The sequence below is a fragment of the Legionella resiliens genome, from assembly GCF_021344005.1.
In the GTDB taxonomy this organism is placed as follows: Bacteria; Pseudomonadota; Gammaproteobacteria; order Legionellales; family Legionellaceae; genus Legionella; species Legionella resiliens.
The window spans coordinates 1,414,659-1,439,904 of record NZ_JAJTND010000004.1 but is presented as its reverse complement, the minus strand read 5'-3'; the positions used below and the strand labels follow the sequence as shown (position 1 = coordinate 1,439,904).

Below are 25,246 nucleotides of genomic sequence, written 5' to 3'. Positions count from 1 at the left end.
ATTGTTATATGTGTCCTGGAAAAGCCCGGGACAGCTTCGCTCTACCTGGGTAACAAAAAAGGAAGAATTTATGCGCATATTAATGCTGGTTATTTATATATTTTTGATCATTATTGGCGTTAGTTTTGCAGCTTTAAATGCTACTTCGGTGGACGTTAATTTGTATTTTAAAGTAATATCAATGCCTATCTCTGTTCTTATGACAATTATGCTGGGCATCGGTATTTTAATCGGTTTTATACTTTTTATCTGGCGATATTGGCGTTTAAAAGCGGAATGTCACAAAATTAAAAATCAATTAAAATTAACAGAAAAAGAAATTAAAAACTTACGATCAATTCCATTGCAAGATCAGCATTAGTTTTTTTATTATTATAAACTTGACGTGCACAGAGGAGGGGTAATAATGATAGATTTATGGCCATTACTATTGCCTGCTGCTGCTTGGTCTGGTTGGTGGATGGCTAATCGTAGTAAACCCAAGGAAGATCCAACTTTTTATAATCGCTTATCCCGTGAGTATGTTGTCGGATTAAATTATCTCCTAAATGAACAACCAGATAAGGCTGTTGATATTTTTATTAAATTATTAGAAGTTGACAGCGATACTGTTGAAACCCATCTTGCGTTAGGGAGTTTATTCAGACGTCGTGGCGAAGTAGATAGAGCCATTCGGATACATCAGAATTTAATCGCAAGACCTCAGCTAAGCATTTTGCAAAGAAAAGAATCTTTAATGGCCCTAGGCCAGGATTATATGAGCGCTGGTTTATTTGATCGTGCAGAACGGATTTTTTTAGAGGTTGTAGAACTAGGAGGCTCTAAAGAAACGAGCAGTTTGCATGGCTTATTAGCGATTTATCAACAAGAAAAAGCGTGGGAAAAGGCTTTAGATGTAGTAAAAAAACTGGAGATTTCTACAGGGACAAGTTTTCATAATCAAGCGGCGCATTACTATTGTGAAATGGCCAATCAGGCATTAAAAACAAATGCAATTGATAAGGCGGCTTATTGTATTAAACAGGCAATATCCGTGGACAATCAATCAGTTCGAGCAAGTTTAATGAATGCAAGCCTTGAAATGAAAGAAGGGCGCTTCAAACAAGCAATCCGCTCATTAAAACGCATACCTCAACAAGATGCTGATTTTTTAACAGAAATTATCGAACCTTTAGTTATATGTCATAAAGAATTAAATACAATGGATGAATGTGTCAAGTATCTGGAAGAGACCTTGGAGAATAATCCCAGAGCTTCAGTAATTTTTGTGATCGCAGAATATTTGAGGCAACAAAAAAATATGGATGCAGCTATAGATTTCGTAGCTGATAATTTGAGTAAACATCCATCAATTCGGGGTTTAAATCAATTAATCTATTGGCATCTTGAATCTGCTCACGGAAAAGTGCGTGACAAGTTACAAATGCTTTATGATATAACAAGTAAATTTTTAGACAATAAGCCAGTCTATCGATGTATTCATTGTGGTTTTGGTGGAAAACATCTTCATTGGCATTGCCCCGGCTGTAAAAACTGGGGAAGAATGAAACCTGTCCATGGCTTGGAAGGATATTAACTAATTTTTAAGAGATTATGATGCAATTTATCGATTTAAAAAAACAATATTCAATAATAGAAAACGAAATTTTAACCGGTATTAAAAACGTTTTGAATCATGGTCAATACATTATGGGGCCTGAAATTACGCAACTTGAAAAGCAATTGGCTGATTTTATAGGGGTTAAACATGCCATTGTTAATTCAAGTGGTACTGATGCCTTATTAATGGCATTAATGGCTTTGGAAATTCAGCCTGGAGATGAGGTAATAACCACTCCTTTTAGTTTTTTTGCTACCACAGAAGTGATTAGTCTTTGTCAAGCCAAGCCTGTTTTTGTAGATATTGATCCACTTACTTATAATATGGATCCTAACCAGTTAGAAGCTGCCATTACCAGTAAAACCAAGGCAATAATGCCAGTTGGATTATATGGTCAATGTGCTGATCATGATGAAATTAATTCCATTGCCGCTCGCTATGGTATCCCTGTAATTGAAGATGCAGCACAAAGTTTTGGAGCAACTTATAAAGGTAAGTATTCTTGCGCTTTATCAACGATTGGATGCACCAGCTTTTTTCCCTCTAAACCTTTAGGTGGTTACGGGGATTCAGGAGCCTGTTTTACTAATGATGATGCGTTAGCTCAAAAACTTATTGAAATAAGAATCCATGGGCAAAATGCACGTTATTGCCATAATCGTATAGGGATAAATGGACGAATGGATACAATTCAAGCAGCTGTTTTAATTGAAAAGTTGAAACTTTTTCCAGATGAAATCATCATGCGTCAACGAGTTGCTAAGTCTTATGACCAAATGCTTTCCTCTTTAGTGAAAACACCGTTTGTTCATAGTTATAACACCAGTGTTTATGCACAATATACTATTGAGGTAAATAGTCGCGATGCGTTCCAAAAAGCGATGCAAGAATCCGGGATTCCAACAGCTGTTCATTATCCAGTACCATTACATCAGCAAATAGCAATGGCCTATTTAGGGTACAAGGTGGGTGATTTCCCACATGCAGAGCATGCCAGCAGCCGAGTGATTAGCTTACCCATGCATCCTTATCTGCAAGAAGCAGAACAAATGAGAATTGTCACTGCAGTAAAAAGTGCTCTAAAAGTTCATGAGGAAGAGGCCGTAGCATAAATGACGTCTAAATTAATTGTTGCATTGGATTTTGATAATGAGCACGACGCTTTAAATCTGGTTGAAAAACTTGATCCGAAAAGCTGTGGATTAAAAGTAGGCAGTGAGCTTTTTACGCTGCTTGGAACCAATTTTGTGAAACAACTGATCAAAAGACAATTTAATGTGTTTTTGGATTTAAAATTTCATGATATTCCTAATACAGTTGCAAAAGCGTGTAAAGCAGGAGCTGATCTAGGCGTTTGGATGATGAACGTTCACGCTTCAGGTGGCATGAGTATGATGCAGGCCGCAAGAAAAGCAATTGATTCTTATGGCGTGAATAGACCGATATTAATTGCAGTAACTGTTTTAACCAGTTTTAACCAAAATGAACTTACTGCTATTGGAGTGACTGCACCGGTAATAGACCAGGTGAAAAAATTGGCAATTTTGACCAAAGAATCAGGTTTGGACGGTGTAGTCAGTTCCGCTCAAGAAGTGAAAATAATAAAAAGTGCTTGTAACGACCAATTTATCACGGTTACTCCGGGTATTAGACTCGCGAGTAATTCAAATGATGATCAATCAAGAGTTATGAGTCCCAGACAAGCTATTGAAGAAGGCAGCGATTTTCTGGTAGTAGGGCGTCCAATCACTCAAGCGATTAACCCAGAACTCGTTGTAGATGAAATTTTAAGTAGTATACAGAATATTTAATTTCCTCATAAGTCAGCACTGAGTCTTCAAAAAATTAGAAAATATAGATGAGATGAATGCTGGCTTAACAGCCTGAAGCGAGTGGGTTGGGACGTTCGACCCAATAAATTCAACTCACATAACTCATTGCATTGATGATTTTAAAATCTCATTCTTACGTCCAATTTATCGACATCTCAACTTAATATAGTGAGCATATTTAAATTGTTGGGTCAAAATGACCCAACCTACTACGTCCCGCGGCTTGTCCGAATGATGCAGTAGGAAGTGCATTATTCATTGAATAATGGCTTATATATCAAAGTTTCCAATCAAAAGTCGAATAAAAGAGTCAAAGTCAATGAAGAGCTGGATTGTTTTGGCTCTATTTAATTTCTGATAAATTTGTGTTAATTATATTTGTGATGGTTAAAAATAATAAAACAAAGAGCATCGTCATCGTGTAATTGGAACAAGTGGCATGGAGGGAAGTAAGAATCGAGTGAAGTAAAGCAAGATCAATTGAGCAATATATCAACTGGGAGTGATTAAATTATTGCTGAATGTTAATGGATTATCATAACTTAAGGATAAGTCATGACACCACAACACGTAATAAGTCAGTTGCTTGCATCTGACGCACACCAATATCCTCAAAATCTGGAATTATTAAAAAAGATCATTATTACGGCCTATTTAGGACGCTTGCAAATTAATGGTTTACCACCTGATAATAAAATTGCTTTTGGCAACTATCTATTTGATAACGAACAAATAATGTTCGATTTTACCCGTGTAAGTGATGAAAAAAGAGCACTGTTTAAGCAATGGTTTTTGGATCCACATCAAAAAGATAAAACCAAGGCATTTTTAAGTGGCGTTACTGTAAACGAATATCGAGGTTTTACAGCCGAGGTCGCCTTAACCTGGTGGGGGAGAATAGTCAGTTGGTTTCAGGGGCTATATCAAGAACATTGGAGAATAACTGATTTAGATTTATCTCTTAAAAATATATCTCATTATCAATTGACTGGTATTCAAATGTGTCATGGTAATCATGGTACATTAATTGGTTTTAATCAGTTTCTAGTTCCGGGAATAGGAACAAAATATAATGATCCTAATGATTCACAGCAAGAGCCTTTAGGGAATACCAAACGAGTTTTTATTACTGATAAATTGGTCGATAAGCTCATTGCGCTTAATATAAAAAATATCAAATTTGAATCGGTATGCAAAAGTCCTCATCCACAATCTATAGAGGTATCTGATCCTCAGGAACGTCTGGATAAAATGCATGATTATCGAAAAATGCAGCGTTTTATGTCACTGAAACCATGGTATGTTCGAATTTGGAGTTGGTTTTTCCCTTGGATAAATGATGAAAAAGTCAAAAGTAAATCAATTAAAGAAAAACAAGTAGTATCGCTCTATGAATCAAAAAAAATTGAGATTTTCCGATTTTTAAAATCACATGAGATTCTGGTTAGGGAAAGAAAACCCAATATTGAAAATATAGTGTTTTGTGGTGGTGGTGCAAAAATTTTTGCACATGTTGGGGTCTGGAAAGCGTTAAATGAAGCCAAAATTTACCCTGATAAATTTGCTGGAAGTTCAGCAGGTGCGATTATGGCTTTATTGTGTTACCTGGGTTACTCTGCATCTGAAATTGAAGAACTATTCAAACATTTCAAGAATGAACATTTGGTTCATTTTGATATCAATATCAATGGATTTTCTGAAGCAGACTCATTAAAGACCGCCCTTGATTATGCAATTGCTTATAAATTGAACCAAATTGTTACCGAATATCAAATTCCGTACCCACAAGGGAAAATTACTTTTGCTACATTGGAAGCAATTCGTCAAAAATGTCCCGGTTGTGGAATTGGCAAAGAGTTAGTGGTTACAGCGACAAATAAACGTCAAGGTACAACTCGATATTTTTCCCTTTTACACTCACCAAATTTTGAAGTAAGTGAAGCAGTTAAAACATCTGCAAGCTTCCCAATAGTCTATAGATCAACGCTTATTGACGGGGAGGAACATAATGATGGTGGTATATTAAATAATTTTCCTACTGAGCCTTTTTCTGATGATCATTCAACCCTACTTGAATCAGAATATGGTAATAACTTAAAAGTGTTAGCAGTCAAGTTTGATGACGGGCCAGAACGAAAGGCCATAGATCGGGTCATGGATAGGGTTTATAGAGAGAATGTTGTATTAAATTGGATTTATAGATTGCTGACTGGGGTTAGTGATCCAGCGAGCGGCTGGGAGAAAGATCGCTTGAAATTGAGGAAATATGCCTGTCAATCCATCGTGATCAATGTCGACAATGTACCAAGCTCATCATTCACAGTAGGAGAAGAAACAAGAAAACAAATGATCGATGCAGGTTTTGAGGAGACAAATAATTATTTGAACATGCGTTATCGAAAAAATGATTCCGAAGAATATGAAAATGAAGAATTTATGTATACGACTTTTAGTTCTTTGGGTGAATTGCTCTCTTATTGTTGCTATCGAGGTGATAAACACTGGTTTGAAATAGTATATCGACTTATTGAGGAATCTACTGCACCTAATCGAACGGAGTTAATGCAACAAGCTGAAGAGCTGCGGAGCCTTTATTTCAGTACAACTGCTACCTCACAAAAAAGTCCTAAACAAGATGAGAGTCCTTTAACTTTTTTTGGCAATGAAATAATGTCAAATACTTCATCTTCATCCATCGGAAGTGATAATCATAAGATTTTACTTGCTGTTTACCCTGTATTTTTAAAATTATCACAAGACTTTCTCAAAGACGCCACAGATAAAAAAATCTTTGACTTTGCACGTCATTCCTTTTCGTTGAAAGCACCTTTTGCATGTTTGAATCATTTTGCAAAAATTCACAATGAAACGCATGTAATTTTTCATATTGCAATTAATTTATTAAAAGAACTGAAACTAAACCCCACTGAGCAAGTTTATGAAGCATTTACTCAATTGCTTGAGTTGCTTAATAGCGGTAATAAAAACATATATAAAGACGAGTATTTTGCACGTTGGAATTTATCTTTTGCACAAAGTTTACGCGTATTAGGTTTCTTGCATAAGGACTCTAAAGTTCATTCTCGATTGCTTCGTTCTTTGAGCCGTGGAAGTGAACCTATGCAAATAGTTATTGATGGAGTTTTTTCTGAAGACAATTATGATAATTTAGAGTCCGATGAGTCATTTTCTTTTAGCATTTAAGTCCATGGTTTTTTCATAAAATTATGATATTGTATTTCGTAACTCGCAAACAGGCAGTAATAGGAAATCAGTTTTTTATATGAAAGTAAAAGGGTTTACGCTGCTTGAACTAATGATAACTATGTTCTTATTTTTAAGTTTATCAATAGTAGGAATTGGTTCATACACTTATTTTATGAAAAAAAATGAACAGAAAACATTCATTGATGAACTGCGAACTGCAATACAGTATGCCAAGATGCAGGCCATTATCCTTGGCAATTCTGTATATCTTGCTCCTCTAGATGTTTCATCCAGTTGGTCAAATGGTATGGTTTTGAATTTTTTAAATAAAAAAACAAATAAAATTGAACTGATTTATCAATGGCAATGGAGTCATCCTCATTGGGATTTGAATTGGGTAGGAGTAAGCACAACAAATAAGATTGTATTCTCAACTCATCCAGGTCAGGCAATTAGTAATGGGCATTTTATTTTAATTAATAAAGATACCCGTGAGCAGGTAGTTATCATATTAAATCGACTTGGTAGAATAAGAATTAGCAATAACTTGTCCCTGATGCGTTAATTTTGTAAGATCCTGCTGAAATATATTTTGTAATAGTACTAAAATCTATGCCTATTAATACCCATTCTATTTTTACAATAAGTGCGCAAAGCTCTGAACAACTTTCAAAATGGCTCAATTATCAAGATTCATTAACTGATAAACTGCAGCAAATTAAAGGTGATGCGCAAGTTGAACTGATTTCTCAATATTGGAGGAATACAGACTGGTGGGATAATAACTTTCTGCAAATTCAAGATAAGCTGGTCTTTCAACGTGAAATCATTATGAAAAGCCACAATGTGGCTTATTGGTATGCTCGAAGCATTATTCCTAAAAAATGTTATGATCTCGATCCAACTTTTTTTGGACGTTTGGAAAATGAATCAATAAAAAATTTAATCTTTAAAGAAGATAGGGTGCATCGTGTTCAGTCAATCAATTACCCAATTGATCAGCAATGCTTGGAATATTATTGGGTAAAAAGGAACTTGGATTCTATCGATGACGTACTTTGGGTGCGGCTTGCAGAATTTTTATTTCAGCAAAAGGAGGCATTTTATTTAGCTGAAATTATGTTACCTGAACTTGAGAGTATTAACTCATGAAATGGAATGCATATTGGCGGTTAATGCGTTTTGATAAGCCTGTGGGAATTTTATTGCTTTGGTTTCCAACAGCATGGGCTTTATGGTTAGCGAATAAAGGAGTACCACCACTTAGACTTTTTATCCTTTTTTTATGTGGTACTGTATTCATGCGAGCTGCAGGCTGTGTAATCAATGATATTGCAGATCGAAATATCGATAAACATGTCGCACGTACTAAATTAAGGCCATTAACCTCTGGCGAAGTGAGTTTGCCCGAAGCCTTCTTTTTATTAATAGTTTTGCTTTTCGCTGCATTATTTATACTACTTCAGTTACCGCGAAATTGTTTTTATTTCGGATTGATCGCATTATTCATTTCTTTTTTATATCCTTTTTGCAAACGTTTTCTAGATGCTCCCCAACTGATTTTGGGTTTAGCATTCTCCATGGGAATTCCCATGGCTTATGTTGCCTCAGATCTTCCCTTGAATGGTGAGTTTTTCTTATTATTTTTAATCAATTTTTCCTGGATTCTTGTTTATGATACGATGTATGCTATGGCTGATAAAGCAGACGACTTGCGAATTGGCGTGAAATCTACTGCAATTTATTTTGCCAGTTACGATCGAATGATTATTGGTTTATTGCAAGGATTATTTCATGGTTTGTGGCTGTGCTTGGCATTAGAAAATCAAATAAATTTATGGTTTTATATTTTTTGGTTTGCAGCAGGTATGGTTTTGATGTACCAACAAAAGTTGATTAGTAAAAGAATCCCGCAAGAATGTTTTAAAGCCTTTATTGTTAGTGTGTATTACGGCGCCTTAATGTGGCTAGCTGTTGTCGGTAAATAACGAGTTATTTATGAAGATACATTTTACTTTAGTATTTTAAAAAAATAGAATGGTATATTGTTAAACGATAGGGATGTTTTTTTAAATGGAGTTGTTCAATTTATTTCTAATGGCTTCCTTTGTTACCCTATTTTTTTTGTCTAACAACTCTCATGCTTCAAATCCTAATTCTTCAATAATAGCTAAGGAAGCTCCCAATAAAATATGCCATCTTCCCCAATATAAAAAATCATCCTCTGCCATTTGTCAGGCCAAAAATCAACAAGTAAATACTTTTTGTAAAAGAAAAAATAATTACACGATTCAGGAAACTGCTTTTCAGGTAATGTTCACAAAAAACCATACAACAACTCAAAAAAATTATCTGCTTGCTGCAGGTGAAACCGTTGCATTTTTGATTGGATATACTATTAGATATTATAATAATCACGAATTTAATGCGGTTGATTGGGATTTTACTCTTCATTCTTCAATAAAAAATCGTTTGAACGGTAGCGCTGTTCGATTTGATGACAATCTATTTGCCACTAATAGGGGACATTTTTTTGCTGGAGCAGGATATTATTCAATTGCCCGATTAAATGGACTGAATCGATTTTATTCAATACTTTATACCGCTGCAGCTTCAAGTATTTGGGAGTATGTAACTGAATTTAGGGAAGTAGTCAGTATTAATGATCAAATTAATACAATTTGGGGCGGCTTTGTTATTGGAGAGACATATAATGAAGTCATTAAGATCTTTCAGTACTTACCTTCTACTCCTCTTAATAATGCTTTAGGATGTGTTTTCAAAGCACCCAAATATTTCCTGGATTTGTTTTCAGTAAAGATTTATAAAGAAGCTCCGCGCAACTATTTTGATAGTAATTACTCCCCATGGAGCATGTTTGATATTTATTCCGGATACTTCACTACCCAATACGAATTACCTAAATTATTCTCCCATTCCCCAGCTAACGGTAAAAGTAATTTATCAGGAGTTTATTTTGGTTTAAATACACAATTAATTGATATTCCAATGTTTGAACAAGTAGGTGAAGTCAATGATTTCTTAACTGACAATGTCTTTGGCCAATTGCTTTTTGAAGATTACTATAATTCAAAATTTAATACGTTAAATTTTTTCGCTAAAACGACATTAGGTGCTTATTATTCGAAAAAGCTTTCTTACGATAAGAGAGGTTATCTTAAAGGGCATAATTTATTTATCGGGCCAAGCGTTGCTGTTCAAATTAAAATGGATGATGTATTGAATGATTTTTATTCGGCACTTCACTTATTGGGATTAACGATTGACATGACCACTTATCTAAATAATTTCAAAATTAGAAGCGTTCTTGATATTTATGGTGACTTTACAATGATGAACGCTTACGCTTTTCAGCGATACAAAATAGATCATGATGTCCAAAATGAATTTTCTGTTTTAAGAAATTTTGGATATTATTATGGAATGGGCTACACAACAGATGCACTATTCACAGTAGATTATAAAAGAGGGCAGATTGGTGGAGGCATTATTAATATTAATGCGAATATGATTCCTAATCGATCTCGATTTTTTCGTCCTCATACAGGTTGTGGGGGATGGTGCAAAAAAGAGACAACAAAGTTGAATCTTAGTGATTTCAGGCTAAATATATATGCATGGGCTTCTTTTAAGTTAATCAATCACGTTAAAATTCAATTAAGCGTTCAAAAAAATGAAATCACGGGAAAAATACGGGGTTGGGGGAAGGAGCAGCGTTCAGAAACGAGCAAAGCGATCGCATTGGTTTACTCCTTGCAAAACTAGTCAATGTGCACCCAGCTTGTGAGTTTGATGTGGTTGAATGCCTTATCTATGAGCAAAAAAAACTTAATGTTTAAAAAATATAACTAATACCTCCTAAACCACGGACACCAAATTGGTCAAATCTATAGATAAGTGTTCTGATAATGCTGGGATAATCGGTTCTATTATGTTGGGATTAAGAGACTAATATATAAAAATTAAGTTCAGGATGGAGTTATTTTATGAAGAAATCCTCTAGATGACTAGGATTCCTGGATACCGCGAACACGTCGCGGTACGGAGGAGTAGTAGAGGAATTATTAGCACACTCTATAGAGCTCAGGTTTTAATAAGCTTCGCTACCATTATCTGCAACAACACGTGTGTTTTTTCCATAGATTACAAGAATTTTTTGTTTCGTTTTTAGCTTGAGATCTTCAGCCTGAACTACAGAAATAATTCCGCCTGAATTTAATCGAATCACATACTCAACGCCACGCGATTGACTGTAACCATTATCTTCAAAACTATTGCTTGTTTTTTTAGTAATATTGCTCATATTTCGACGTAAATTTACAGGTCGCTTTGAAATAATCGTGCCTGGAATTACTTTTTTAACTTTACCTACCTCAGCTGAATCATACTCACCAGGAGGTAATGTTTTGTTACAACTAAGTAAAATGAAACCAAAAAGTAATACTAAAACGGACTTAAATAAGTTTTTTCGAATCATAGGACTTAAACTCCAGTTAGGAACATGACCGAAATAATATACCCATTAAATAGGACTATCTTCAGTAAATGGGAATTATCCAGGTCACATTAACATTAATTTTGCGGTCACGCGCAGTATAACCGAGAATTAATTTATTTTTAACAATTCTTCCAATAAACTGCTGGTTCCAATTCGAAACCAACTCTTATTAATTTGCTTGTCAAGCATTAGCTCTGCGAGTCTTGCATAATTGTAAGCGTGCTGCGGTTTTCTAATGCCTCCAGAAATCTTAATCCCACAACCTGTATTTGTATCTCGAATAGCGCTTAAAATTGCAAATACTGCCGATAAAGATGCTCCTGTTTGATTTTTACCTGTTGAGGTTTTAATAAAATCACATTCTAATTCAATTAACTCTTTACTTGCGTTATAAATGGTTTCTCTATCAGGGAAAGAACCCGTTTCTAAAATAATTTTTAAAACAAGTTTTTGTTCTTTGCATAATTGCGCAATAGCTTGACATTGATTTAAAGCCTTTTGCTTTTGACCCTGTAGATAAATACGATAAGGAAAAACATAGTCAATTTCTGCAGCACCTAATTGAAACCCTTTTTCTATAGTTGCAATTGAATCAGACAACTCTTCAATTCCTTGTGGGAAATTAACTACTGTAGCTAAGTCAATGGTATTATGCGAAGAGAATTGACCTAGATGCTGTATATAAACACATAGTGCAGCAACATGGTTTTGATTTGCACTGTATTTTAATTGATTTAGTGATTCAATAGTCGCATTTTCATCCAATAAGGTAAGATCAATGGACTGGATCAATTGCTTGGTAGTCACGGCACTCTGAGTGTAACCGCCAAGCAATGTGTGCATAACCTCATTAAAATGGGCTTCTAAACTCATTTTAAACTCGCAATATACTGTTTTAGAATGAAATTAAGCTTTTGTGCGGCACTTTCTGCCATCGCAATTACCGATTCATGGCTGTGGGCTGTTTTCGAAAGACCTGTTGCAAAGTTGGTAATCATTGCAATAACTGCTACATGCATACCACAATGATTTGCTACCAATACTTCTGGAACCGTCGACATTCCTACAGCATCTGCTCCCCAAAGTTTAAATGCTCTGATTTCAGCAGCAGTTTCGTAGTGTGGGCCTAGTACAGAAATGTAAACTCCTTCTGTAAGCTGGATTGAGTTTTTTGCCGCGATGGATAATAAATTAAAACGCATTTCTTTATCATAAGCATTATCTAAAGGATAAAATCTTGGGCCAAACTCATCATCATTTGGACCAATTAAGGGATTACTAGGCTGTAAATTGATATGATCGGAAATAAGCATTAATTCACCTGGGCCAACATCCTCTCTTAATGAGCCAGAGGCGTTAGTGGCTATGAAATAATTACACCCTAAGAGCTTTAAGGTACGAATATAGGTTTTAACTGTTTCATAGTTTTCCAAACCTTCATACGTATGAGCTCGACCTTGTAAGCATATAACACCCACATTATTCCAATATCCAAAAATTAAATTACCACCATGGCCTTGTACAGTAATCTTGGGGAATCCAGGTAATTCTTCGTAACTGATACAAATTGAATCGTGCAATTCCTCAGCAAATTTACCTAAACCCGATCCCAATACCACACCTATAGTTGGTTTAAATGAAGGATATAATTTTTTAATATAATTTGCCGCTAAATGGGCATAGCTCTGCTTTGGTTCTGAATCTGTCATAAAAATCTTCCTATTAATTAGAGTCTGTTTTCATTTCTACTATCTTGCAAAATGTAAGCAGAGCCTAAGGGTTAAAATCAAATTTAAAAGCCAATGGCAGGAGTTCATCAATCTTTAAGCTATGTAATATTGAATTTTTATCACATAGATGGATCAGGGTATCAGGCGTTGAAAATTCATAAATTCTTTGCCTACACGCCCCACAAGGTGAACATAATAAATTTGTTCCTGCCAAAACAACCATACTTTTGATACATTGCTCGCCTGCAGAAACCATAGCAGAAATTGCTGAGGTTTCTGCACACACAGCCAAACCATAAGAGCTATTTTCTACATTAACACCTGTATATAAATTATCTTTATCAGTACAAATACAGCAGGCCACGCTAAATTTGGAGTAGGGTGAGTAAGAGTGAGCAAGCGCCTTATGTGCATTTGAAATCATTTTCGCAATTGTTTGATCCATAATAAAACTTAAGTAGAACTGAAAGAAGTCAATTATAGAAGAGTCTTACCCTGAAGACTATGCTCCACATGATTTTCTTTAATATCAAGCAATTCAACAGTATTAGAACTAGAAGATTTTTTGGGCTTAGGAAATAAACAATTGAAGAAACCTGGTTCTGGTGAGTTAGAAAGTTCTTCAGAAATTGAAGGACCTAAGCTATCGCCTATGTCTGTGTAACTTTCTGGAATTTGGTCTGGTTTATGATTTCCAAAAGTGCAATTTAACCAGAATTCAAATGCCAATGCACCGAGTCCTGCACAAATAATCAGAGAAAAAATAGTAATGGGTATTGCCATGGGTGGAAAGAAAAATATAAGGGTAGCAGCAATCGCTGCAACCAGACTTATAGCGGTTGATGTTGCCGCATAAGACACATAATTTTTTTGTCGGTCCGAAGAGTAGTTGGCATCATTTTTCGGTGGATTTTTAAATCTATGATATTCTCCAATTGCCCATATTGCATTACCAATAAGGAAAAGCCATGCCGCTGGAGGAAATAGGACAGGTACGAAAACGGCAGCGACACTGATTACCGTTGCGGTTAACCCTACAAATGAGGACAAAAGAAATTGTTCTTTAATTTGCGCAAAACCGTACCATTTTCGGTAATTCACTGGATGATCTGGGTGGAGAAGAGATGCTGTAAGCCAAGCGAGATAAGCAAGTGAATAGATTCCCAATGAAACAAATCTGAAAATAGCTGATGCGAGCGGGAAAGGAATATACTGGAGCTTTGAAAGCAAAAAGCCAGTGAAGAAAAAGATGCCACTTGCTTTGTCTAATTTCTGGGCTACGGTCATATAAAAGTAATCCTAATGCTCCTATTACCCGGCATATTGTACCTTAATTAGACAGAGAAAAACAGTTCTAGTTCATATGAGATATTATATGATTTACGTATCCATAACTGAATTCAATTCAGATGTTTCATTTTTGATTTTGGGTGTTGAATGAAGAATAATTCGTACGAGTAATCCCCCATCAGGATTATTTAAAGCCATAATTTCACCCTGGTGTAATTGAATTGCGCGAAAAGCGATGGCTAATCCTAAGCCATATCCACCTGTTTTTTTTGTTCTTGACGTGTCCACACGATAAAATGGATTAAATATTCTCTCTAGCTGGTCTTCAGGTACGCCCGGACCTTTATCACTAATATCAATATATACATGTTCTTTAGTTTTATCGTATTTTAATGAAACAATAACTTGTTCGCTGGCAGGCGAGTAATGTAGTGCATTGCGAACTACATTTTCTATTGCTCTGTGAATCAGACGTTCATCGATTAATATACAACAGGGCTCAATTATTCCTGCTTTGACGCGATGTGTTTCTTCTCCAACTTCATAATTGGCATCGTTAATGACATTAAATAAAAGAGTAGAAAGATCAATTTCGTTTAAATTGAGATCAGTTGTTGATTTTTCCAAGCGAGCAAATTCCAGTATTTCTGTAATTAAAGCATTTAATCTGGAACATTCAAGTTCCATGCGCTTAAATTCAGTATCTGCCAAATGGAGTGTTTTATTTCGTCCTAATTCAATAGCAATTTGTAGGCGAGCAAGAGGGGAGCGCAATTCATGTGAAATATCTTGTAACAATCTTTCTTTTGAGCTAACTAGTGTTTCCAGTTGCTCTGCCATACGATCAAATTCATGGCTTAATTGAGCTATTTCATCATTATGATGCCCTCTTAAATGACCAACACGTGTATTTAACTTTCCAGTAGCAATTGATTTAGCTGCCAGCCCCAAAGATCGTAACGGTTGAGTTAAATATCGTGATAATAAATAACAAATAAGACCGCTAATAAACGTTGCTAAGGTGAGGCGAATAGCAAGGCCAGCCCAAGGAACACTGACAAAATGATAGATGGGTTTTTCACTTACTGCAGCAAGCCGGTAAAATTTTCCTGAAGTTGATAAGATTTCATGACTAACAATAAGTTTCTCTGATTTTAAAATACCTTCACTCAGCTGATCCTGGAGTAGATTTTCTGCAACTTTTTTTACATTTTCTGGTGCAGCTTGTGTGCCAATAATTTCACCAGTACTGGTTAACAAATAAATTGACATATGGCGTGAAATACCAATTTTATTCAACCATTTTAATAATGCAGTTTGTCTTCCTGATTCATAGGTTGCAACCGCCGCATTTGCATAGCTATCCATAAATAATTGTTCTTGGGCGGGTAATGATGATTTGTGTACAATGTAACTGATTATCCAGGCGGTAGTGAAAATAATAAGTATTGTGGCTAGCCAAAATGAAATAAAAATTTTCCAATACAAACTACGCATTAAACATATATCCAAATCCACGAACGGTCTTAACTATAGGCTCACCTTGTGGGTTATCACCTAATTTATTTCTTAAGTTACTGATGTGAACATCGATGCTACGATCATAGGCAGTGTATTTTCTGCCAAGAGCATATTCAGTAAGTTCTTCTTTTGAAAATGCTTGTCCTGGTGATTTAATAAGCATCTCTAAAATATTAAACTCAGCGTTTGTGAGTTCAAGATAATTTCCAGCCATAGTTACATGACGCTTGGAACAGTCAACTACAATATTATGTTGTTCGATGATAGGTCTTGAAGTAGGAATTTTTTGTGTACGTCTTAAAATTGCTCGTAAACGCGCTACCAGTTCCCGTGGATTACATGGTTTGGGTAAATAATCATCTGCGCCTATTTCCAGACCTACAATACGATCTATATCATCACCCCGAGCGGTTAACATGAGGACAGGAGTTTCCAAATGTTCACGAATAGCCTTTAATACCTCAAAGCCGTTTAGCTTAGGTAACATAACATCAAGAATTATTGCATCAAAAGACTGATTTAAGGCTTTTTTTACCCCGCTTTCACCATCATGAACACAAACAGCATGGAAACCCTCAGGTTCCAGATATTGGGTTAATAAATCGGTCAACTCTATATCGTCATCAATTATGAGAATATTACCATTCATGATTCATTATGCCTTGCGTTTATCAATACATTCCATCAACTTGATTCTTCTGGCATCTGCATTGATAATCCTAAACTCAAAAGAATCAATTGTAATGGTTTCCCCTCGTGAAGGTAAACGACCAAAACTATTCATTACAATGCCACCTATTGTATCATAAAATTCATCACTAAAATCTGCTTGAAGTTGCTCATTAAATTCATCAATAGGCATATGGGCTTTAACAATATAGTGTCCGTCTTCATGTACTTTAATGTAGGCATCTTCATCGATATCAAATTCATCTTCGATATCGCCAATTATCTGTTCGATAATGTCTTCAATGGTTACAAAGCCTGAAACTTCGCCATATTCGTCTACAACAATAGCCATGTGATTTTTATTACTGCGGAACTCACTGAGTAAGCTGTCTAAGCGCCTACTTTCAGGAACAAAAGTAACCTGACGACAAATATCCAGCAAATCAAAGGTGCCAAGGTTAGTAGATTGATAGCGTAATAAATCTTTTGCATGCAATATCCCAATGATTTCATCTGAATCTCCAGCGATCACGGGGAATCTTGAATGACCAGTTTGGGTCACTGTTTTGATAATATCGCCGAATTCATCATCTTGTTTAATGCAAACCATTTGATTTTTTGGCAGCATGATGTCTCGGACACGCATTTTGGAGAAAGAAATAGCCCCTTCGATCATTGCTAAAGTCTCAGCACTAATAAGCGAACGAATTTGAGCATCTCTTAATAAACTTACAAGCTCCTCTTGATTTTGTGGTTCTCCTTGCAAAAACTGCTTAAACCGAGCGAACCACGTATTACTATCTTCCTCTTTATTCAAGTTCATTACCCTCTGCGTCATAAGGATTAGAAAATCCAAGTTCAGCTAATAATTTAATTTCAATAGCTTGCATTATGACTGATTCATCATCCTTAATATGATCATAGCCCAATAAATGCAAGATTCCATGAATCAAAATCAATGCCCAATGTGATTCCAGCGTTTTTTTAAGTTGCTTGCTTTCTTCTAACAAGACTTGCGGACAAATAATAACATCACCTAATAAAGGGCATTCCAATTGAATTTCAGGTGGTAAAGCACTCGGAAATGCCAACACATTGGTCGTTTTATTTTGCTTTCTGTATGTACCGTTTAAGTGGATCATTTCGTCTGGTGTAACCAAACGAACAGTGAGTTCAGCTTCTTTTTGATAATCCCGTAAAGCCAGTGATGCCAAACGTGTTAATTCTTCTTCACTGAAAGGTAGGGGTTCATCAGTGGCATTTTGAATATCGATATAATAACTCATTATTTTTTTCCTGTTGATGCGTTATCATAGCAATCAACAATTTTAGATACTAACGGATGTCTTACTACTTCACGGCTTGTGAAAGTATGAATACTAATTTCCGGTATTTTTTTGAATAATCCTACTGCATGGGCGAGTCCCGAATCAATACCTTTTGGCAAATCAACCTGGGTCATATCCCCGGTTATTACAGCTTTTGAGCCAAAACCTATACGAGTTAAAAACATTTTCATTTGCATAATGGTTGTATTTTGTGCTTCATCAAGAATAATAAATGACTCATTTAAAGTTCTACCACGCATGAACGCCAATGGTAAAACTTCGATAATATCTGTTTGAATCAGTTTTTGTGTTTCTTTAAAACCTATCATTTCATATAATGCATCATAAATGGGTCTCAAATAGGGAAGTACTTTTTCTACTAAATCTCCTGGAAGAAACCCTAGTTTTTCTCCAGCTTCAACTGCTGGTCTTACAAAAATCAATCTTTGAACTTCACCCTTTTCAAAACATTGTATGGCTTTAGAAACAGCCAAATAAGTTTTTCCAGTTCCAGCAGGACCAACAGCAAAGGTTATGTCAGATCGGTCAATTGCATCGAGAAAATCAGCTTGTTTGTTATTTCGCGCCGCAATTGATTTTCGACATAATTTAACATGATGAACATTATGAATCATTATTTTTTGGTTTTCCTCAACAAAGTAATATATATTATGAGTATAGTATTTATTATACTTTTGACCGTGCAATGATGTATAGGCACACAAGAATAGTGCAGAAAGCTCATCTTCTGCAAGATTTATGCTACAATCAATTTTTTTGATATAACACTAATTCATGATCGATCTTCACTGCCATAGCAATTTTTCTGACGGAGCTTTAAGTCCTGCAGAATTAATACAAAAAGCCCAAAATCAAAAAATCAGATGTCTGTCGCTTACAGACCATGACACTGTCGCAGGCTATTCTGAATTATTGCAGGCTGCCTCTTCAACATCAATAAAAATAATTAATGGTATCGAGCTTAGTGTCCGATGGAAAAAGCATGAATTACACATTTTAGGTTATCACATTGATCATACTGTAGATCTTCTTGAACTAATCGAACGACAAAATCAAAGCAGGGTAGTACGGGCCCAACAAATTGGAGCAGTATTAGCGTCACTCGGTATTTCAGATGCTTATTTAAAAGCATGCGAATTAGCGGGCCATGATCGAGTGGGAAGGCCTCATTTTGCGAGGCTTCTTGTTAATGAAGGTAAAGCTCCTGATCTTAGTACTGCATTTAAACGGTTTCTAGGTAGAGGTAAATTAGCCTATGTTCCTACTCCCTGGATTAGCATTCAGGAAGCAATAGAGGGTATTATTGCTGCAAATGGCCAGGCAGTTATCGCTCATCCGCTTAAATACGGATTGACGCGTTCCAAATTGCATGAGTTAATTAACGAATTTAAAGCAACTGGTGGAGTAGGAATAGAAGTGGTTTCAGGTGAAATGACAGTAACTGAAGTGAATGAATTGGCCGCTACATGCCTAAGATTCCATTTGTTGGCTTCTTCTGGTTCAGATTATCATGGTGATACGTCTTCGCGCGTGAACCTTGGAAGTCAAAAACAGCTACCGGTTAACTGTACACCTATTTGGCATGAATGGAACATCTAACAGGGGACTTTATGAGTCAGTTTTTTGCATTACATCCCGATAATCCGCAAGCTCGTTTGTTGAGGAAGGCGGTGAATATTATTGAGGACGGCGGGTTAATTGTTTATCCTACAGACTCAGGTTATGCCTTGGGTTGTGGATTAGGTAATAAAGCAGCACTTGAACGTATTAGAAGATTGCGCCAATTGGATAAAAATCATAATATGACTCTTGTTTGCCGTGATTTATCTCAGCTTGGTACTTATGCCAGAGTATCTAATCCAATATTCCGATTATTGAAAGCATTCACCCCAGGTTCTTATACTTTTATTCTTAATGCAACCCATGAAGTGCCTCGTTTAATGTTGCATCCAAAAAGAAAAACTCTAGGATTACGTATTCCAGATAATACGATTACCCTTGCATTGTTGGAGTGTCTTGAGGCTCCTTTAATGAGTACTACTTTAATTCTTCCTGGTGCTAAGGCCCCACTGAGTGAACCTGAAGCGATCCGCGATATTTTGGGAGAGCAAATCGATTTGGTTATTGATGGGGGGCATTGTGGTCAAGAGCCCACAACAGTAGTTGATTTGACTGGTGATTATCCAGTGATAGTAAGAGAAGGTAAAGGTGATCCTGAACCCTTCAGGTAAGTTAATTTATTTATAAGAGGATATTGATGTCAGCATTATTTAGTTCCAATAAACGAGTTGTTTCTGGAATGAGAGTCAGTGGCAGATTACATCTTGGACACTACCATGGTGTAATAAAAAATTGGATTAAATTACAACATCAATATGATTGCTTTTTTTTTGCAGCGGATTGGCATGGTTTAACAACACAATATGATGAGCCTGGTTTTATAGAGGAACATCTATGGGATATGATTGTGGATTGGCTGGCTTGTGGAGTGAATCCCGGCTTATCACGAATATTTATTCAGTCCTGGGTCCCTGAACATGCTGAACTGCATTTACTTTTATCTATGATTACTCCTTTGGGATGGTTAGAGAGGGTGCCTAGTTTCAAAGATCAGCAAGAAAAACTAAAAGAAAAGGACTTATCAACGTATGGTTTTTTAGGCTATCCCTTGTTACAAAGCGCTGATGTTCTGATTTACCATGCCGATTACGTTCCTGTTGGTGAAGATCAGGTATCTCATATTGAACTTACCAGAGAAATTGCGCGAAGGTTTAATCATATCTATGGCAAGGAACCTAATTTTGAAGAATTAGCATCTGAAGCAATTAAAAAAATGGGAAAAAAGAACAGTAAATATTATAGTGAGTTACGTCGACAGTTTCAGGAGCATGGAAATCATGAAGCGATTAAAACAGCACAAGCTCTTTTAGAAGATCAATCTAACTTGTCTATTGGTGATAAAGAGCGTCTATTAGGTTATTTAGAGGGTAGTGGTAAAATTATTCTACCCGAACCTTATCCATTACTTACAGAAACTGCAAAAATGCCTGGTCTTGACGGACAAAAAATGTCTAAGTCCTACCACAATACAATTATGCTCAGAGAGCCGCCTGCTCAGGTTGAGAAAAAGGTATTGACTATGCCAACTGATCCTGCTCGAGTCAAACGAACTGATCCTGGTGAGCCTGAAAAATGTCCAGTTTGGCAATTCCATAAAATTTACTCAAATAATGAAGTGAAAGATTGGGTACAAAAAGGATGTCGCACTGCTGGAATTGGTTGCATCGAATGTAAAAGACCGGTTGTGGACGCGATCAACAAAGAATTACAACCCATTCAGGAATCAATTGCTGAATATGAATCTGATTTAAGTTCAGTAAAACGAATTGTTTCTGAAGGCAGCGAGTCGGCGCGAGAAGTGGCTTGTAAAAATTTGAGTACAGTTCGGGAAGTTATGGGACTCGATTATTAATGCTCGATTGTTCTATGATTATTTTTAAAAGCAAGCCTGGACTAAATATTGTATCGTCCGGGTTTTGGTTTATTTCCCATTAGGTTTATAAATGCGTGTTCGATCTTTAAAGGTATATCTATGAAGAATCTAATAAGAATGAGTTATTAGCATGGATATTGAATTATCAAGTCAATCGGAAGTAAAAGCAGTAGTTGATGGTAAGGAGCTTACAGAGTTTCCGGATGATTTATTCATTCCCCCCGATGCACTTGAGGTATTGCTAGACTCCTTTAGCGGTCCACTCGATTTGCTTTTATATCTCATTCGCAAACAGAATATTGATATATTGGATATTCCGATTGTAAGCATTACTAAGCAATATTTGCACTACATTCAATTAATGGAATGTAGGCGCTTGGAGTTAGCTGCTGATTATTTATTGATGGCGGCAATGCTTGCAGAAATCAAATCGCGTCTGTTATTACCGTCCCCTGCTGTAAATGAGGAAGATGAGGAAGAGGATCCTCGTATGAGCCTCGTACGGAAACTTCAAGCGTATGAACAAATTAAAATTGCAGCGGAATTGCTTGATGCTCTTCCGCGACAAGAACGAGATCATTTTATTATTCAAGTAAATCCCTCTGAATTTGAGCAAATAATAATTCATCCTGAAGTGACTCTTGAGGATTTAGTTGAAGCCATGAAATCATTATTACAACGAGAAGAGCACACAAGCCATCATCAGGTCTCGAGGGAGGCGCTCTCTGTGCGTGAGCGCATGAGTAACATTTTGTTACTACTCCAGGAACACAATGTTTTAGAATTTAATCAATTATTTTCTATTAAAGAGGGACGCGTTGGGTTAGTTGTTTCCCTATTAGCTATTTTAGAATTAGCAAGACAATCGCTCATTGTAATTACCCAAAATGAAGCATTTTCGCCAATACATTTACGAGCAGCATAAGATGGACGAAAAAGAACTAAAAAACATAGTTGAGGCAATACTATTAAGTGCTAATGAACCGATCTCTTTGGATGGGCTATTAGAGGTTTTTGATGAATGGCAAAGACCTACTAAAGAACATTTGGGTATTATTATTAATGACTTAAAAGAGGACTTTCTATCTCGATCATTTGAAGTTGTTCAAGTAGCGACTGGGTTTATCATACAGACCAAAAAAGAATATAGTAACTGGATTGCACGCATGCAAATTGAAAAACCAGCTAAATATTCTCGGGCTTTACTTGAAACTTTAGCTATTATTGCTTATAAGCAACCAGTTACTCGAGCAGATATAGAAGAGATACGTGGTGTTGCAGTAAGCAGTCAAATAATAAAGACATTGTTGGAAAGAGAATGGATTCGTGTTTCTGGTTATAAAAATGTTGCGGGTAAGCCCGCTGTATATACAACTACACGAGAATTTTTAAATTATTTTAATTTAAAATACTTAAATGAACTTCCAACCTTACCCCAGGTTATGGAAACATTGAACTTACATAATCCTAATGAAGAGTATATTACTGAATGAGCAGCGAAAGGTTACAAAAAATATTAAGCCAGGCTGGCCTTGGTTCCCGACGTGAAATGGAGCGTTGGATAGAAAATGGTTGGGTTCAAGTTAATGGAAAACCAGCAAAAATAGGTGATTCGGCAGGGGCTGAGGATAAAATTACGGTAAAAGGAAAACTAATCCCTAATCCACTTAAAATAAGACAAAATATTCGTATTCTGCTTTATCATAAACCTGTAGGTGAAATCTCAAGCCGCCATGATCCTAAATTTGAAAAAACAGTTTTTGATCATCTGCCTCATTTACGACAGGGGCGTTGGGTTCAGGTAGGGCGTCTGGATTTGAATACATCAGGGTTACTTATCTTTACCAATAATGGTGATTTAGCCAATCAATTAATGCATCCAAAATATGGATTAGAAAGAGAGTATGCGGTTAGAGTTCACGGCCAAATTAGTCCTGATGCTTTAAATAATCTTCAAAAGGGTGTTGAGTTAGAAGATGGAGTGGCTAAGTTTACTCGTGTGGAGTTTCGTGGTGGAGAGGGAGCGAACTCTTGGTATCATGTAACTTTAAATGAGGGCCGTAATAGAGAAGTACGACGCTTATGGGAATCACAAGGTTTAGAGGTTAGTCGATTAATTCGAATTCGCTATGGCGTATTAGCAATGCCAAGATATTTATCACGTGGACAGTGTTACGAATTAACTCCTAAAGAAGTAACTGAGTTTTTAGCTTCGTTGCCTAAAGAATAATTGATATTAAAAAAACCGTAGCCAAGGTGCAGCGAAATAAACCCGGTGGTCTTGGAATGATTAAAAACCTGGCTCTAATGCGCTGCGTTCAGGCTACAATACTGATTATTAGGCTGTATATTTTTTCTTGCCGAATGGTTTCAGTGATTCTGCAATCTGCTTATACAATTCAGGAAGCCATCTAGGTTGAGCAAAAGTAGAGGTAGACGGTTTGCTCTTACGCAGATCATTGGGTGCGATAATTACCTGAATATGACTCAGACCAACACGGCGCGCTAAAATAAAAAGTTGATCTATAGCAAGATCGCCTACAGCTAAACAGCCTACGGATAAGTCCTTTCCATGAATAAAAATATTATTACCTAGATTGGTTCTCCCATCCTGATAACCTTTTTGTCTATCGAAGTTGTTGGGATAATTAATCATCATTGATAAATGCATGCTGCTAAAAGGATTAAAGTTAACCAGTCTATAAACACCCTCAGGAATTTGCTTGTCATTTTCACGCAACTTAGGCCCTAACCGGCCACTAAATCCAGTTAAAGGATAATCGTGGATATGTTTCCAGATTTGATTAGAATTTTTAGCCCAGAGTTCCACCTTTCTTTCTGATTTAAATGCGAGCAACGCGATATCACGTGGAGGATAACTTACTCCTGCTTTGGAGAAATATGATTTAAGTCGGGGCTCAACGCGTAAGCCATAACGTTTTATTGCTTTATCAACTGCTTGATCCCAATCCAGTTTAGGAGCCATAGCATAGCAATTGAAACTGAAAATCATTATGACAAAAGCAAATAACTGTTTCATATAAATAGTAAAGTGGTGGGTTGTTGAAATCTTATCAAATATTAATTCAAAGAACAATTTAACCTAAGAGTAAAAATAAACCCGGATTATGCGCTTACATATCCTTATACATTCCGTCTTAAGGACCGTATCAATGATTTAACTTTTATTTTTTTGTTTCAATAGAATTTGTTTTTTTACAGGTAAGGATAATTGTGTTGTAATGAAATCTGGGCTTGCAGCTAAATGTCCTACAGACGGTACTAGACCATAATGATTAGGACAGAGATAGTTTACTGAACTGTCTTGATCAATTTTATAAAAAATATACTTACTCTCACAATACTCAGGTTTGTCAAAGAGAGCTACTTGTATTATGGGTGTCCCTTCCATCTTATTCTCTATAAAAAAGGCATTAATCCAAAGATTGCTAATAACCACACATGCACCTACGACTAAAAGTGAGTTAATAAATGTGCTGGTGTATTTGAAAGCTGGACCGTTAATACTCAAATGTGACATGACATGTATCAAGGATAGGACCAATATGAGTAAATTAAATGAATATACTCCTGCATTAAGATAGCCAAAATACGTTCCAAAAATTTGATTTCCCGAGAATTGGAAATGAATGAGCGCAGCAATAAGGCTAAGCCAAAGCGCTGAAATGATGTGCTCAATAGCCTTTTTTTTAGTTCCAATAATAAAGAGTACTAGAGCAATTAATGGAAAAAGACATTGGATTAATTTTCCCAGTGCATACATTGGAGTCATACTCTCAAAATTAAATGGTCTTTAGTTTAAAGCTAAGTAGTTATAACAGTATTTTTATATATGTATATATAATGGTTAACCTGAATATGGTTTGATAAAGGCCAGAATCAAAGTCTTATTTCTAACAGCGCTACTCCTCAGATAATTCCGGTCAGAATACCAATTTTACGAAGACATAATAATTTATTAATTTTTATTAGCTAATATTAAAACAGGCGTGCTTGTTATTTAAACACATGTGCT

Annotated in this window: 27 protein-coding genes; 15 read left to right on the top strand and 12 right to left on the bottom strand. The window is 36.0% G+C overall.

Annotated features, from left to right (window positions below):
- The first annotated feature begins 70 nt into the window (after positions 1 to 70).
- From LXO92_RS11785 to LXO92_RS11745, 9 genes are all read left to right on the top strand, one after another.
- Complete coding sequence (locus LXO92_RS11785; RefSeq protein ID WP_182349783.1) at positions 71 to 361, top strand: LapA family protein; 291 nt, start codon at positions 71 to 73, stop codon at positions 359 to 361.
- A 45-nt stretch (positions 362 to 406) separates the two neighbouring features.
- Positions 407 to 1,576, top strand: coding sequence for a lipopolysaccharide assembly protein LapB (gene lapB, locus LXO92_RS11780; protein WP_182349782.1), 1,170 nt, complete (start codon positions 407 to 409; stop codon positions 1,574 to 1,576).
- Between the two features lie 20 nt (positions 1,577 to 1,596).
- Entirely contained in the window at positions 1,597 to 2,712 is a 1,116-nt protein-coding gene (locus LXO92_RS11775; RefSeq protein WP_182352824.1) for a DegT/DnrJ/EryC1/StrS family aminotransferase, read from the top strand.
- The gene (gene pyrF, locus LXO92_RS11770) at positions 2,713 to 3,411 is read left to right on the top strand and encodes an orotidine-5'-phosphate decarboxylase (RefSeq protein ID WP_182349781.1); all 699 of its coding nucleotides are present in this window, start codon (positions 2,713 to 2,715) and stop codon (positions 3,409 to 3,411) included.
- A 576-nt stretch (positions 3,412 to 3,987) separates the two neighbouring features.
- On the top strand, positions 3,988 to 6,636 hold the full coding sequence (gene vpdC, locus LXO92_RS11765) for a Dot/Icm T4SS effector VpdC (protein ID WP_182349780.1): 2,649 nt from the start codon (positions 3,988 to 3,990) through the stop codon (positions 6,634 to 6,636).
- A 79-nt stretch (positions 6,637 to 6,715) separates the two neighbouring features.
- Positions 6,716 to 7,204, top strand: coding sequence for a GspH/FimT family pseudopilin (locus LXO92_RS11760; RefSeq protein ID WP_182349779.1), 489 nt, complete (start codon positions 6,716 to 6,718; stop codon positions 7,202 to 7,204).
- A 47-nt stretch (positions 7,205 to 7,251) separates the two neighbouring features.
- Entirely contained in the window at positions 7,252 to 7,791 is a 540-nt protein-coding gene (locus tag LXO92_RS11755; RefSeq protein ID WP_232891025.1) for a chorismate--pyruvate lyase family protein, read from the top strand.
- The gene (gene ubiA / locus LXO92_RS11750; protein ID WP_182349777.1) at positions 7,788 to 8,627 is read left to right on the top strand and encodes a 4-hydroxybenzoate octaprenyltransferase; all 840 of its coding nucleotides are present in this window, start codon (positions 7,788 to 7,790) and stop codon (positions 8,625 to 8,627) included. Before LXO92_RS11755 ends, ubiA begins: the two co-directional genes overlap by 4 nt.
- Positions 8,628 to 8,712: 85 nt before the next feature.
- Entirely contained in the window at positions 8,713 to 10,425 is a 1,713-nt protein-coding gene (locus LXO92_RS11745) for a DUF3943 domain-containing protein (protein ID WP_182349776.1), read from the top strand.
- Between the two features lie 325 nt (positions 10,426 to 10,750).
- Here LXO92_RS11745 and LXO92_RS11740 read toward each other — a convergent pair whose 3' ends face one another.
- From LXO92_RS11740 to LXO92_RS11695, 10 genes are all read right to left on the bottom strand, one after another.
- Positions 10,751 to 11,137, bottom strand: a complete 387-nt coding sequence (locus LXO92_RS11740) for a hypothetical protein (protein ID WP_182349775.1) — start codon at positions 11,135 to 11,137, stop codon at positions 10,751 to 10,753.
- A 129-nt stretch (positions 11,138 to 11,266) separates the two neighbouring features.
- Positions 11,267 to 12,031 (bottom strand): deoxyribose-phosphate aldolase, encoded by a 765-nt coding sequence (locus tag LXO92_RS11735; RefSeq protein ID WP_232891024.1) that lies wholly within the window; start codon positions 12,029 to 12,031, stop codon positions 11,267 to 11,269.
- Positions 12,028 to 12,867, bottom strand: coding sequence for a purine-nucleoside phosphorylase (locus tag LXO92_RS11730; RefSeq protein WP_182349773.1), 840 nt, complete (start codon positions 12,865 to 12,867; stop codon positions 12,028 to 12,030). The genes LXO92_RS11735 and LXO92_RS11730 overlap by 4 nt, the downstream gene beginning before the upstream one ends.
- A gap of 64 nt (positions 12,868 to 12,931) precedes the next feature.
- The gene (cdd, locus tag LXO92_RS11725; RefSeq protein WP_182349772.1) at positions 12,932 to 13,333 is read right to left on the bottom strand and encodes a cytidine deaminase; all 402 of its coding nucleotides are present in this window, start codon (positions 13,331 to 13,333) and stop codon (positions 12,932 to 12,934) included.
- 32 nt (positions 13,334 to 13,365) lie between these two features.
- Positions 13,366 to 14,175, bottom strand: a complete 810-nt coding sequence (locus tag LXO92_RS11720; protein ID WP_182349771.1) for a hypothetical protein — start codon at positions 14,173 to 14,175, stop codon at positions 13,366 to 13,368.
- Between the two features lie 93 nt (positions 14,176 to 14,268).
- Positions 14,269 to 15,675, bottom strand: a complete 1,407-nt coding sequence (cpxA, locus tag LXO92_RS11715; protein ID WP_182349770.1) for a two-component system sensor histidine kinase CpxA — start codon at positions 15,673 to 15,675, stop codon at positions 14,269 to 14,271.
- Positions 15,668 to 16,348, bottom strand: coding sequence for a two-component system response regulator CpxR (gene cpxR / locus LXO92_RS11710; RefSeq protein WP_182349769.1), 681 nt, complete (start codon positions 16,346 to 16,348; stop codon positions 15,668 to 15,670). The genes cpxA and cpxR overlap by 8 nt, the downstream gene beginning before the upstream one ends.
- A gap of 6 nt (positions 16,349 to 16,354) precedes the next feature.
- Positions 16,355 to 17,191: a CorC family transporter gene (locus tag LXO92_RS11705; protein WP_232891023.1), complete on the bottom strand. Its 837-nt coding sequence runs from the start codon at positions 17,189 to 17,191 to the stop codon at positions 16,355 to 16,357.
- On the bottom strand, positions 17,178 to 17,654 hold the full coding sequence (gene ybeY, locus LXO92_RS11700) for an rRNA maturation RNase YbeY (RefSeq protein WP_182349767.1): 477 nt from the start codon (positions 17,652 to 17,654) through the stop codon (positions 17,178 to 17,180). The genes LXO92_RS11705 and ybeY overlap by 14 nt, the downstream gene beginning before the upstream one ends.
- Positions 17,654 to 18,331, bottom strand: coding sequence for a PhoH family protein (locus tag LXO92_RS11695; RefSeq protein WP_182349766.1), 678 nt, complete (start codon positions 18,329 to 18,331; stop codon positions 17,654 to 17,656). Before LXO92_RS11695 ends, ybeY begins: the two co-directional genes overlap by 1 nt.
- A 160-nt stretch (positions 18,332 to 18,491) precedes the next feature.
- On the opposite strand from LXO92_RS11695, the gene LXO92_RS11690 reads away from it, so the two are divergent.
- From LXO92_RS11690 to rluB, 6 genes are all read left to right on the top strand, one after another.
- Positions 18,492 to 19,316, top strand: coding sequence for a PHP domain-containing protein (locus LXO92_RS11690; RefSeq protein WP_182349765.1), 825 nt, complete (start codon positions 18,492 to 18,494; stop codon positions 19,314 to 19,316).
- An 11-nt stretch (positions 19,317 to 19,327) separates the two neighbouring features.
- Positions 19,328 to 19,948 (top strand): L-threonylcarbamoyladenylate synthase, encoded by a 621-nt coding sequence (locus tag LXO92_RS11685; RefSeq protein ID WP_182349764.1) that lies wholly within the window; start codon positions 19,328 to 19,330, stop codon positions 19,946 to 19,948.
- 26 nt (positions 19,949 to 19,974) lie between these two features.
- Positions 19,975 to 21,189, top strand: coding sequence for a tryptophan--tRNA ligase (locus LXO92_RS11680; protein ID WP_182349763.1), 1,215 nt, complete (start codon positions 19,975 to 19,977; stop codon positions 21,187 to 21,189).
- 151 nt (positions 21,190 to 21,340) lie between these two features.
- Positions 21,341 to 22,135, top strand: coding sequence for a segregation and condensation protein A (locus LXO92_RS11675; protein WP_182349762.1), 795 nt, complete (start codon positions 21,341 to 21,343; stop codon positions 22,133 to 22,135).
- Position 22,136: 1 nt separating this feature from the next.
- The gene (scpB, locus tag LXO92_RS11670; protein ID WP_182349761.1) at positions 22,137 to 22,703 is read left to right on the top strand and encodes an SMC-Scp complex subunit ScpB; all 567 of its coding nucleotides are present in this window, start codon (positions 22,137 to 22,139) and stop codon (positions 22,701 to 22,703) included.
- The gene (rluB, locus tag LXO92_RS11665) at positions 22,700 to 23,440 is read left to right on the top strand and encodes a 23S rRNA pseudouridine(2605) synthase RluB (RefSeq protein WP_182349760.1); all 741 of its coding nucleotides are present in this window, start codon (positions 22,700 to 22,702) and stop codon (positions 23,438 to 23,440) included. Before scpB ends, rluB begins: the two co-directional genes overlap by 4 nt.
- Positions 23,441 to 23,548: 108 nt before the next feature.
- On the opposite strand, the gene LXO92_RS11660 is transcribed toward rluB, so the two are convergent.
- Positions 23,549 to 24,196, bottom strand: a complete 648-nt coding sequence (locus LXO92_RS11660; protein ID WP_370529161.1) for a L,D-transpeptidase family protein — start codon at positions 24,194 to 24,196, stop codon at positions 23,549 to 23,551.
- A gap of 192 nt (positions 24,197 to 24,388) precedes the next feature.
- Entirely contained in the window at positions 24,389 to 24,994 is a 606-nt protein-coding gene (locus LXO92_RS11655; RefSeq protein ID WP_182349758.1) for a type I secretion system protein LssZ, read from the bottom strand.
- Positions 24,995 to 25,246 lie beyond the last annotated feature (252 nt).